Raw genomic sequence first — 12540 nt, forward strand, 5'->3', positions numbered from 1 at the left:
GCGGGCGATTGTAGCGAGAATAATTATTGAACAGTTGATTAATTATCAGAGCGCCATTAGTGGCATTTTGACGTCAATCATATGGCTCAACAGCTACTCGAATCCGAGGGTCAGTTGCGGCCGAATGTGGGAGCGGGCTTGCTCGCGAAGGCAGTGAATCAGTCAAATGTTCAGTGACTGACACTCCGCATTCGCGAGCAAGCCCGCTCCCACAATGGCTCGGTTTATGTTTATTTTTTGTCCGCGATCGGTGTCTGCCCGTCCCAACCGCCGCCCAATGCGGCGATCAATTGCACGCTGGCGACCAGGCGCGTCTGCAGCAAGGTCAGCACCGTGCGTTCGTTGCTCAAGGCCGTGGCTTGCACGGTGACTACGTCCAGGTAGGCAATCAGGCCGGCCTTGTACTGATTCTGGGTCAGGCGCAGCGATTCACGTGCGGCCTCCAGCGCTTCGTTGCTGACCACCGCCTCGTCTTCCAGCACCTTGAGCTGCACCATGTAGTTTTCCACTTCGCGGAAACCATCCAGCACGGTCTGGCGGTACTTGGCCACCGTCTCATCATAGGAGGCCACGGTACGATCGACTTCCGCCGAACGCTGGCCACCGTCAAACAGGGTCATGGCGAGTTTCGGCCCCACCGACCAGAAGCGATTCGGCAGGCTGATCCAGTCGGCGTAGGTACTGCTGGAGTAGCCGCCGGCCAAGCTCAGGCTCAGGTCCGGGTAGTAGGCCGCCTTGGCGACACCGATATTGGCGTTGGCGGCGATCACCGAGCGTTCGGCCGAGGCGATGTCCGGACGGCGTTCCAGCAATTGCGACGGCAGGCTCACCGGAATCTGCGGCAGTGCCGGGATGTCCTTGCTCACCGCCAGGTTGAAGTTGGCCGGAGCCTCGCCGATCAACACGGCAATCGCGTTTTCCAATTGGGCACGCTGCCAGATCAGGTCGATCAGGCTGGCCTGGGTGGTCTTGAGCTGGGTTTGTGCCTGGGCCACCGCGTCCTTGCCGGAGACCCCGGCACGGTACTGGTTTTCAGTCATTTGCAGGGAGCGTTGATAGGTCTCCAGCGTGGCTTGCAGCAAGCGCGTCTGTTCATCCATGACGCGCAGTTGCAGGTAACTTTGCACCAGTTCCGATTGCTGGCTCAGGCGCATCGCCGCCAGGTCCGCCGAGCTGGCTTCGGCGCTGGCTTCGTTGGCTTCCAGGCCGCGACGCAATTTGCCCCAGATATCCGCTTCCCAGCTCACGCCCAACTGGGCATTGAGGGTGTCGCGAATGCCGCTGCTGGAACTGCTCAGGCTCGCGTTGCTGCTGCCGGTGCCCTGACTGGCGCGGGTTTTCCCCACGCTAAGGTCAACGGTGGGGTAAAAAGCGCCACGGGAACTGCGCGCCAGCGCCTGGGCCTGGCGGAAGCGCGCCTCGGCCTGGGCCACGGTCTGGTTGGCCGTGTTCAGGCGCATCACCAAGTCGTTGAGCTGGCGGTCGCCGTACAGTTCCCACCAGGCGCCACGGGCCAGGGAGTCACTAGGGGTAGCCTGACGCCAGCCCTGGGCTTCCTTGAACTGCGCCGGTTCCACGACTTCCGGGCGCTGGTAGTCGGGGCCAATAGCGCAAGCACTGAGCAACAACGCCAATCCCATTGTAGGAGCGAGCTTGCTCGCGAAGGTCGTCAACGAAAACGCGCACAGCCTGAACGTACGCGGTGACGGTGAGTTTTTCGCCAGCAAGCCGGCGCCTACAGGGGACTGCGGTGCATTGGCGTTGGTTGAATCGGTCATAGCGCAGTGTCCAGGGCAGCATCGGTACGCACGCCGCGCCAGGCGTTGAAGCGATGGCGCGCGCGGTCGAGATAGAGGTAAACCACCGGGGTGGTGTAGAGGGTCAGGATCTGGCTGAACACCAGGCCGCCGATAATGGTCAGGCCCAAGGGGCGACGCATTTCCGCGCCATCGCCCGCGCCCAGCAGCAACGGCAACGCACCGAGGATGGCTGCCATAGTGGTCATCAGGATCGGCCGCAAACGCAGCAGGCAGGCACTGCGAATCGACTCCAGCGGGCTCATGCCGTCGTGGCGCTCCAGCTGCAAGGCCAGGTCGATCATCAGGATCGCGTTTTTCTTCACCACGCCGATCAGCAGGAACAGCCCCAGCAGGGAGATCAGACTGAACTCGCCACCGGTCAGGTAAATCGCGAGCATCGCGCCGACGCCGGCTGACGGCAAGGTCGAAAGAATCGTCAGCGGGTGAATGTAGCTCTCATACAGAATACCCAGCACCAGGTACACCGCCACCAACGCCCCCAGGATCATGAACGGCTGGCCCTTCTGCGTGGCCGCGAAGGCATCGGCGGTGCCGGCCATCTTGGCGATCACGTCTTCCGGCAACCCGACCTTGGCAATCGCCCGCTCGATGGCGGCCGTACCCTGCTCCACCGTCACCCCGGGGGCCATGTCAAAGGCGATGTTTTCCGAGGCGAACTGGCCTTCGTGGCTGACGCGATCGTCGGCCAGGCTGTTCTCATAGTGGGCAATGGTCGATAACGGCACCCGCGCGCCATCGGCAGTGATCACCTGCATTTGATTAAGTGTGATCGGGTCCTGGGCGTATCTAGGATTGACCTCCATCACCACCTGGTACTGGTTGAGGCTGTCGTAGATGGTGGAAATCTGCCGCTGGCTGTAGGCGTTGTTGAGCACCGCCGTGACCATGTCCATGTCGATGCCCAGGCGCTTGGCCTGGTCACGGTCGACAATCAGCGTGACCTGCGCCGCACCCCGGCCTTCGCGGGCGTCGATGGCGGTGAGTTCCGGCAGCTCGCGCAAGGCGGCCACCACTTTCGGGTACCACAGCCGCAGTGCCGCCAAGTCGCCGCTTTGCAGGATGTAGGAATACTGGGCGCTGGTCTGGTCGCGGCTACCGCCGAATTGCAGGTCCTGGTCGGCCATCAGGAACAGCCGCCCGCCCGGCACCAGCGGCACGTCCTTGCGCAGGCGCTCGATCACCGCCTGGGCGGAAATCTTGCGCTCGCTGATGGGCTTCAGACGCACCAGCATCACCGCATTGTTGGTGCCGTTGTTGCCGCCGATGAAGCCGGCCACGCTGAGCACCGCCGGGTCCTTGAGCACCGCCTTGCGGAAGGTTTCCATTTTCGGCTGCATCACGCTGAACGACAGCCCATCGTCGCCGCGAACAAAACCGATCAACTGGCCGGTGTCCTGCTGCGGCATGAAGGTTTTCGGCACCACCACGTACAGCGCCACATTCAGGCCGATGGTCAGCAACAGGCTGAGCAGGGTCAGGCGACGATGGCGCAGCACCCAGTCCAGGCTGGTGGCGTAGCCTGCGACCATGCGGTCGTTGATCTTCTGGCTCCAGCGCTGCAAACCGGTCATCTGGCCTTTGACATGGGGCTTGAGCCAGCGTGCGCAGAGCATGGGGGTCAGGGTCAGCGAGATGATCAGCGACACAATGATCGCCGCCGACAAGGTGATGGAAAACTCGCGAAACAGATTGGTGACGATCCCGCCCATAAACAGGATGGACAGGAACACCGCCACCAGCGACACGTTCATCGACAGCAAGGTAAAGCCGACTTCCTGGGCCCCCAGGTACGCGGCCTTCATCGGCGGCACACCCTCGTCGATATGCCGGGAAATGTTCTCCAGCACCACGATGGCATCGTCCACCACCAGGCCGGTGGCCAGGATCAACGCCATCAACGAAAAGTTGTTCAACGAAAAACCGTACAGGTACATCACCGCAAAGGTACCCACCAGCGACACCGGCACCGCCAAGGTAGGAATCAGCGAGGCGCGGAAGTTACCCAGGAACAGGTACACCACCAGGATCACCAGCCCGACGGCTATCAGCAAGGTCATTTCGGCTTCGTGCAACGTGGCGGTGATCACCGGCGAACGGTCCATCGCCAGGCTCAGCTTGACGCTGGACGGCAACACCGCCTGCAACGCCGGCAGCTGCGCCTTGATCTGCCTGACCGTCTCGATGATGTTGGCGCCAGACTGGCGGTTGATCACCAGCAGCACCGCCGGTTCGTTATTGAAGAAGCCGCTGTTGTAGCGGTCTTCGACGCCGTCGCTGATCTTGGCCACATCGCCAAGGCGCAACGCCGCGCCATTCTGGTAGCGAATCAGCAGCGGCTCGTAGTCCTTGGCCTTTTCCAACTGGTCGTTGGCCTGGATCTGCCAGTTGCGCTGGCTGTCCTCCAGTGAACCTTTGGGCCGGCGCTGATTGGCGTTGGCGATGGTGTTGCGCACGTCGTCGAGGGCCACGCCGTACTGGTCGAGGGCCTTGGGCTCCAGCTCGATGCGCACTGCCGGCAACGAACTGCCGCCAATCTGCACTTCGCCCACACCGGGCACCTGGGACAGGCTTTGCGAAAGGATGGTCGAGGCCAGGTCGTACAGCTGGCCCTTCTGCAGCACGTCCGAGGTCAGCGACAGCACCATGATCGGCGCCTGGGACGGGTTGATCTTTTTGTAGGTCGGCATGCTGCGCATACCGCTGGGCAGCAGGTTGCGCGAGGCGTTGATTGCCGCCTGCACTTCCCGCGCTGCGCCGTTGATATCACGGTCGGAGTCAAATGCGAGGATTACCCGAGTAGAGCCCTGGCTCGACGAGCTGCTCATGGTGGTAATGCCGGCAATCGAGCCAAACGAGCGCTCCAGCGGCGTGGCCACGGTAGACGCCATCACCTCAGGGCTGGCCCCGGGCAAACTCGCCGATACAACGATTACCGGGAAGTCGATCTGCGGCAGCGGCGACACCGGCAGCAGGTTGAAGCTGACACCGCCCAGCAACATGATCGCCAGGCTCAGCAGCATGGTCGCTACCGGCCGACGGATGAAAGGTCCGGACAGGTTCATGACTCAACCGGCTCCAGGCTTTGCGGCTCTTTACGCCAGCGACGGCCAAGGCGATCGAAGTACAGGTAGATCACCGGCGTGGTGAACAGGGTCAGCACCTGGCTGACCAGCAGACCACCGACCATCACCAAGCCCAAGGGTTGACGCAATTCGGCACCGGATCCCGTGGCGAGCATCAACGGCACCGCGCCAAACAGCGCAGCCAGGGTGGTCATCAGGATCGGCCGAAAGCGCAGCAGTGCCGCCTGGTAGATCGCGGTCTGCGGGTCGAGGCCCTGGTTGCGTTCGGCGTCGAGGGCAAAGTCGATCATCATGATCGCGTTCTTCTTGACGATACCGATCAGCAAGATAATGCCGATGATCGCGATCATGCCCAGGTCATTGCCACTGAGCAGCAACGCCAGCAAGGCGCCCACGGCCGCCGACGGCAAGGTCGAGAGAATGGTGATCGGATGGATATAGCTCTCGTAGAGCACGCCCAACACGATGTACATGGTGACCACCGCCGCCAGGATCAACAACAAGGTACTCGACAACGAGGCTTCGAAGGCCTGGGCCGCGCCCTGGAACTGGGTCTGCACGCCCACCGGCATGCCAATGTCTTTCTGGGTCTGGTTGATCAGTTCCACCCCTTTGCCCAGCGCAACGCCGGGGGCCAGGTTGAACGACATCATCACTGCCGGGAACTGGCCGATATGCGCTATCGCCAATTGGGCCTGACGCTGTTCCACATGGGCCAGGCTGGACAGGCGCACCTGGCCACCATCGGTGGTTTTCACATGGATCTGGTTCAGCGCCTCCGGCCCCAGGGTTTCGCCGGACTGGGCCTGCAATACCACACGGTACTGGCTGGCCTGGGTGTAGATGGTGGAAATCTGCCGCTGGCCGAACGCGTCATACAATGCGTCGGTGATGGTCGACACGCTGACGCCCAGGCGCGAAGCCGCATCGCGATCGATCACCAGGTACACCTGCAAACCCTTGTCCTGCAGGTCGCTGGCAACGTCGGTGAGTTCGGGCAACTGGCTCAACGCGTGCACCAGCTTGTCGCTCCACAACGCCAGCAACTCGGCATCGGGTGAGGACATGCTGAACTGGTACTGGGTGCGGCTGACGCGGTCTTCAATGGTCAGGTCCTGCACCGGCTGCATGAACAGGCGGATACCCACCAGCCTATCGATTTCCGGCTGCAAACGCGTGATCACCTGGGCAGCGCTCAAATCGCGCTGGCCGTGGGCCTTGAGGTTGATCAGCAGGCGCCCGCTGTTGAGGGTCGCGTTATCGCCGTCCACGCCAATGTAGGAAGACAGGCTTTCCACTGCCGGATCGGCCAGGATGATCTTGGCCAATTCCTGCTGGCGCTGGCTCATAGCGGCGAAGGAAATTGACTGCGGCGCTTCGGAAATACCCTGGATCACCCCGGTGTCCTGCACCGGAAAGAAGCCCTTGGGCACCACCAGGTACAGCACCACGGTCAGGCCCAGGGTGGCGATGGCGACCAGCAGGGTCAGCGGCTGGTGCTTGAGCACCCACTGCAACATGCTGCCGTAACGCGCGATCAACCAATCGATCCAGGCGCCGCTGGCCTTGTAGAAACGGCTTTGTTCTTCTTCCTTGGGTTCGCGCTTGAGCAAGCGTGCGCACATCATTGGCGTGAGGGTCAGCGACACCACCAGGGAAATCAGGATCGCCACCGCGAGGGTGATGGCGAACTCACGGAACAAGCGCCCCACCACGTCAGCCATGAACAGCAGGGGAATCAGCACCGCGATCAGCGACAGGGTCAGGGAAATCAGGGTGAAGCCGATCTGCTTGGCGCCCTTGAGTGCGGCGGCCAGCGGGGTCTCGCCTTCTTCGATGTAACGGGAAATGTTCTCCAGCATCACGATGGCATCGTCCACCACAAACCCGGTGGCGATGGTCAATGCCATCAGCGTCAGGTTGTTGATGGAGAACCCCGCCAGGTACATCACGCCAAAGGTGCCCACCAGGGACAGCGGTACGGCAATGGACGGAATGAGCGTGGCGCTGACCCGGCGCAGGAACAGGAAGGTCACCATCACCACCAGGGCAATGGCGATGAGCAATTCATGCTGTACGTCTTTTACCGAGGCGCGGATGGTCTGGGTGCGGTCGGTGAGCACCGTCACATCGAGGCCGGCCGGCAGGTTGTCGGTGATGCTCGGCAGCAGCGCCTTGATGCGGTCCACCACCTCGATCACGTTGGCCCCTGGCTGGCGCTGGATATTCAGCAGCACGGCCTGGTTTTGGTTGGCCCAGGCGGCGAGGCGTTCGTTTTCGGCGCCGTCGACGATCTGCGCCACGTCCTTGAGGCGCAGCGGCGCGCCATTGTTGTAGGCGAGGATCAGTTCGGCGTATTGCTGGGGCGAGACCAACTGGTCGTTGGCGTCGAGCATCGACACCCGCGTTGGGCCGTCGAAGTTACCCTTGGGCTGATTGACGTTGGACGCCGCGATCAGCGTGCGCACGTCCGACAGGTTCAAGCCATTGGCTGCCAGGGCTTCGGGGTTGACCTTGATGCGCACGGCCTGGCGCTGGCCGCCGGCGATGCTGACCATGCCGACGCCGCTGATCTGCGCGATTTTCTGCGCCATGCGCGTATCGACCAGGTCATTGAGCTTGGGCAGCAGCATGGTCTTGGAAGTGATCGCAAGGGTCAGCACCGGGGTATCCGCCGGGTTGACCTTGTTGTACACCGGCGGCGCCGGCAAGTCCTTGGGCAGCAGGTTGGTGGCAGCGTTGATCGCGGCCTGCACTTGTTGCTCGGCGACATCCATATTGATGTCGAGGTTGAAACGCAGGGTCAGCACCGACGCACCGCCGGAGCTGGTGGAGGCCATCTGCGTGAGGCCCGGCATTTGCCCGAACTGGCGTTCCAGCGGCGCGGTGACCGCACTCGTCATCACGTCCGGGCTCGCGCCGGGGTACAGGGTCATCACCCGGATGGTCGGGTAATCCACCTGGGGCAAGGCCGACACCGGCAGCAAGCGGTACGCGATGATGCCGGCCAGAACAATGGCCAGCATGCTCAGCGTGGTGGCGACCGGGCGAAGGATAAACAGCCGCGACAGGTTCATGAACCGACCTTTTGCGCCTTGCCGGCGGTGGTGCCGGTCTCCCCTTTCGCCGCTGGCTTGCCTTGCAGGTGTTCGGTCGGGGTGGTCGGCACTTCGCTGCTGTCGTTCACCACTTCGATCTCGCTGCCGTCCTTGAGGCGGTCGGTACCTTCCAGGACCACGCGGTCGCCGGCTTTGAGGCCTTCTTTGATCACGGTGTTGTCGCCGTCGGTATCACCCACCACCAGGGGCTGCACCTTGACCTTCTTGTCACCGTCGAGCACGTAGACGAAGGTACCGGTGTTGCCGAACTGGATCGCCGCCGACGGCGCCAGCACTACGTTGTGCAAGGTATCGGCCAGCAGGTGCACATTGACGAACTGATTGGGGAACAGCGCCTGGTCCTTGTTATCGAAGCGTGCCTTGAATTTCAGGGTACCGGTGGTCACGTCGATCTGGTTGTCCAGGCTTTGCAGCACACCCACGGCCTGTTGCTTCACATCACCACGGTCCCAGGCTTCCACCGGCAGCTTGTTGCCGGCGTGGTAGCGGGTGAGCACGGTTTCCAGGGTGTTTTCCGGCAGCGTGAAGGCCACGCTGATCGGCTGGGTCTGGGTGATCACGGCCAGGAACGTGGTGTCGTTGGCCGCCACCAGGTTGCCGACGTCCACTTGACGCAGGCCGACACGGCCGCTTATGGGCGCGCGGATCTTGGTGAATTCGAGGTTGAGCTTGGCGTCATCCACCGCACCCTGGTTGGTCTTGACCGTACCCTGGTATTGCAAAACCAGCGCTTCAGCGGTGTCCAGGGTCTGCTTGGCAATACTGTCCTGGGCATACAGGTCGCGGTAACGTTGCACGTCGACCTGGGCGTTTTTCAACTGGGCCTGATTCTGCATCAGCGTGCCCTGGGCCTGGAGCAAGGCGTTCTGGTAGCTGCGCGGGTCGATCTCGGCGAGCAGATCCCCAGCCTTGACCATTTGCCCTTCTTCAAAGGCGATCTTCACCAGCTCGCCGCCCACCCGGCTGCGCACATTGATGGTGTTGAGTGCGGTGACCGTGCCCAACGCCTTGTAGTACACCGGAAACTCGCCCAGCACCGCAGGCGCCACACGCACTGGCACCGGGCCGGTGGATCCACCGAAGCCTGGGCGCATCATCCCCGTTTTGCCGGCATGCCCCGCGGGCTTCTCGGCGCCGTCTTTATGGCTGCCGGGCCAAAATTTCCAGCACAGGCCGGCGATAACCAGCAACACAAGCAGGCCGAACAGCCAGCGGCGGGACTTACGGGGGGAGGATTGCATGGAGTGATCAACCATTGGGCGCGAGAGCTTCTTCTTGGGGAGGCTGAAAGATAAGCACTGGGGCGCATTTAGAAAAGCGCCTTTACCGGCTATTTACCTTGGGCTTACAACTTTTAACTTATGCGACTTAGTCCTACGGCGGTTTCGCTAAGCATCTGAGCTACAAATAAAAACGGCCTGGACTAGGCCAGGCCGCAATCTTGCATCACGCGTGTTACTGCAAAACGACAGTAACGTACCGAAACAGTTACTTCAAAACAGCCAGGGCTGCTTCGTAGTTAGGCTCTTGGCCGATTTCAGGCACCAGTTCGCTGTGCAGCACGTTGTTGTTTTCGTCCAGCACCACCACGGCGCGGGCGGTCAGGCCTTGCAGCGGGCCGTCAGCCAGCGAAACGCCGTAGTCCACTGCGAAGTCGGCGTTGCGGAAGTCCGACAGGCTCAGCACATTGTCCAGGCCTTCAGTGCCGCAGAAACGCTTCTGGGCAAACGGCAGGTCAGAGGAAATGCACAGCACGACCGTGTTGCTCAGGTCGTTGGCCTGGGCGTTGAACTTGCGCACCGAAGTGGCGCAGGTCGGGGTGTCAACGCTTGGGAAGATGTTCAGGACCTTACGCTTGCCGGCGAAGGTTTCCAGGGACGCTTGCGACAGGTCGACAGCAACAAGGCTGAACTCAGGAGCGGTGGAACCGGTTTTCGGCAATTCGCCTTCAACCTGGACAGGGTTACCACGAAGGGTGACTTGAGCCATGAACGGAATCCTTATGCTGATGTGGGTTTAACGAATTCGAGAGGTCGAAGTTAACCACAAACTACGGCGTCTACCTACCGCCAGCGATAAATTGTCATGCCTTCGGTTATGGTTTAATTGCGCGCTTTGCGCCCAGCCCTTCAAGGAAAACGATGTCGATGAATGCCCCTGCCACCAAAGTCCTGGTCATTGGATACGTCTGGCCGGAACCCCGCTCCTCGGCCGCAGGCGGGCATATGATGCAGATCCTTGAAAGCTTTCTTGCACAAGGTTGGGACATCACCTTCAGCAGCCCAGCGACGATTGGCGAACACAAGGCCGATTTGCCTGCCCTGGGTATCGCCGAGTGCGCCATCGAGCTCAATAACAGCAGTTTCGATGATTTTATCCGCGATCTGGCCCCGGATATCGTGTTGTTCGACCGTTTCATGATGGAAGAACAGTTCGGCTGGCGCGTCGAGAAATGCTGCCCAAGCGCCCTGCGCGTGCTGGAAACCTCCGACTTGCAGAGCCTGCGCGACGCACGTCACCAGCGGTTCAAGGATCACTTGAAGGCGCACCCCGACAGCGACGACTTCAGTGCCTTGTTCTCCCCGGCACTGCAGGCAGAGTTCACACTGATGGCCGATACCGACCTGGCCAAGCGCGAGATCGCGGCCATCTACCGTTGCGACATCAGCCTGATGATTTCCGACGTGGAAATCCGCCTGCTCACCGAGCACTTCAAGGTGCCACCCGCCCTGCTCCACTGGTGCCCGCTGATGGTGGAGCCGCCGACCGAAGCCTTCGCGCCGTTTGAAGACCGCGCGCACTTTCTCAGCATCGGCAACTTCCGCCACGCGCCCAACTGGGATGCGGTGCTCTGGATGAAAAACAGCCTGTGGCCGCTGATCCGCCAGCAGTTGCCGGGGGCGCAGTTGCACATCTATGGCGCCTACACCCCGCCCAAAGCCACCGCCTTGCATAACCCGACGCAGGGTTTTCATGTCATGAACTGGGCCGAAGATGCCTTGCAGGTGATGACCGCCGCGCGTATCTGCCTGGCGCCCCTGCGCTTCGGCGCCGGCATCAAGGGCAAACTGGCGGACGCGATGCTCTGCGGCACGCCGAACGTCACCACGCCTATCGGCGCCGAGGCCATGGGTGATGAACAGCCGTGGCCGGGCATGATCGAACACAGCGCACCTGCCTTGGCGGCGGCTGCCGTGGCGCTCTACCAGAACCGCGAACGCTGGACCCTGGCCCAAGAAAATGGCCGCCAACTGCTCGCCCGCCGCTATGACCAGGCCATGCATGGCCCGGCGCTGGTGGCCTGCCTGGAACAGTGCCGCAGCCATCTGAATGCCCATCGCCGGGACAACTTCACCGGCAGCATGCTGCGCCATCACGCCCATAAAAGTACGCAATACATGTCCCAGTGGATCGAGGCGAAAAACCGCATCGTATAAACACGAGTGCTGGCGAGGTCGCGTGCGAGGGGGCATTATCCAAGGCAGCAACCACAATAAAGCGACGGCAGCATGACCCGAGCAACGCGAATCACCGACCCTTCCTACGAGCTGATGGACGACCACAACGGCCTGTCCATCATCTATCGCCAGCACGGCTTCCCCTGCCCGCTGGTGCGCTGGCACTTCCACAAGGAATACGAGCTGCACCTGATCGTCGCCAGCTCCGGCAAGGTGTTCATCGGCGACTACATCGGTAACTTCTACCCGGAAAGCCTGTTTCTCACCGGTCCCAACCTGCCCCACAACTGGATCAGCCAAGTGGAGGAAGACGAGGTGGTGCCCAAACGCGACATGCTGGTGAATTTCACCGATGAGCTGTTTGAAGGTGGCAGCCAGATCTTCGCCGAACTCAAGACCCTGGCGCCGCTGCTGGAGCGTGCGCAGTACGGTATCGAGTTTCGCTGCAAACGCACGATTAACCAGGCAATGACCTTGATGCAACGCATCGAGGACGCCCAGGGCATGGCGCGCCTGGGGCACTTCTTTATCCTGCTGGAAGCCTTGAGTGCGTGTGAGGACTACCAGTTGCTGTCGGGTGCCACCACGCCGCAGCTGGCCGACGAGCACAGCATCGACCGCACCAACCGCGCGGTGGACTACATTTTCGCCCATTACGCCCGTGAGTTGCCGCTGGAGGAAGTGGCGGAATATCTAGGAATGAAACCCACCTATTTCTCCCGGGTATTCAAACAGGCCACCGGGCGCACGTTTATCGAATTTGTGAACCGGTTGCGCATCAGCAAATCATGCGAATTGCTGGCAGACGGCGACAAGGCCGTGACCGATGTGTGCTTCGAGTCGGGCTTCAATAACATCTCCAACTTCAACCGGCGCTTTCAGCAACTCAAGGGCATGACACCCTCCCACTACCGACGCCTGGCAGTGCAACGGCTCACCGAAGAAAACCGCGGCCAGCACCTTACGACACCAGCAAACGGCTACAGATCAGGGCCTTAAACCGTGGCCTTCACGCAATGGAACCTTACGAAGTGCCAAGCCACTTAGTGAACACACGCCC

General features: G+C 61.4%; 7 protein-coding genes. 2 read left to right on the forward strand and 5 right to left on the reverse strand.

Annotated elements, in window-relative coordinates; genetic code table 11:
- Positions 1 to 230 precede the first annotated feature (230 nt).
- From AB4O08_RS00405 to tpx, 5 genes are all read right to left on the reverse strand, one after another.
- Complete coding sequence (locus AB4O08_RS00405; protein ID WP_460114625.1) at positions 231 to 1778, reverse strand: efflux transporter outer membrane subunit; 1548 nt, start codon at positions 1776 to 1778, stop codon at positions 231 to 233.
- Complete coding sequence (locus tag AB4O08_RS00410) at positions 1775 to 4882, reverse strand: efflux RND transporter permease subunit (protein WP_460114626.1); 3108 nt, start codon at positions 4880 to 4882, stop codon at positions 1775 to 1777. Before AB4O08_RS00410 ends, AB4O08_RS00405 begins: the two co-directional genes overlap by 4 nt.
- Positions 4879 to 7980: an MdtB/MuxB family multidrug efflux RND transporter permease subunit gene (locus AB4O08_RS00415; RefSeq protein ID WP_010210746.1), complete on the reverse strand. Its 3102-nt coding sequence runs from the start codon at positions 7978 to 7980 to the stop codon at positions 4879 to 4881. Before AB4O08_RS00415 ends, AB4O08_RS00410 begins: the two co-directional genes overlap by 4 nt.
- The gene (locus tag AB4O08_RS00420; RefSeq protein WP_010210748.1) at positions 7977 to 9278 is read right to left on the reverse strand and encodes an MdtA/MuxA family multidrug efflux RND transporter periplasmic adaptor subunit; all 1302 of its coding nucleotides are present in this window, start codon (positions 9276 to 9278) and stop codon (positions 7977 to 7979) included. The genes AB4O08_RS00415 and AB4O08_RS00420 overlap by 4 nt, the downstream gene beginning before the upstream one ends.
- Positions 9279 to 9510: 232 nt before the next feature.
- A complete protein-coding gene (tpx, locus tag AB4O08_RS00425; RefSeq protein ID WP_010210749.1) occupies positions 9511 to 10011 on the reverse strand; it encodes a thiol peroxidase in 501 nt (166 codons plus the stop codon).
- A 158-nt stretch (positions 10012 to 10169) separates the two neighbouring features.
- On the opposite strand from tpx, the gene AB4O08_RS00430 reads away from it, so the two are divergent.
- Both AB4O08_RS00430 and AB4O08_RS00435 read left to right on the forward strand, forming a co-directional pair.
- On the forward strand, positions 10170 to 11459 hold the full coding sequence (locus tag AB4O08_RS00430; protein WP_042571564.1) for a glycosyltransferase: 1290 nt from the start codon (positions 10170 to 10172) through the stop codon (positions 11457 to 11459).
- 72 nt (positions 11460 to 11531) lie between these two features.
- Positions 11532 to 12479 carry an AraC family transcriptional regulator gene (locus AB4O08_RS00435; RefSeq protein WP_021491766.1) on the forward strand — a complete coding sequence of 316 codons (948 nt, stop codon included), beginning with the start codon at positions 11532 to 11534 and terminating at the stop codon, positions 12477 to 12479.
- Positions 12480 to 12540: the final 61 nt, after the last annotated feature.

The organism is Pseudomonas sp. H3_E07, assembly GCF_054668895.1.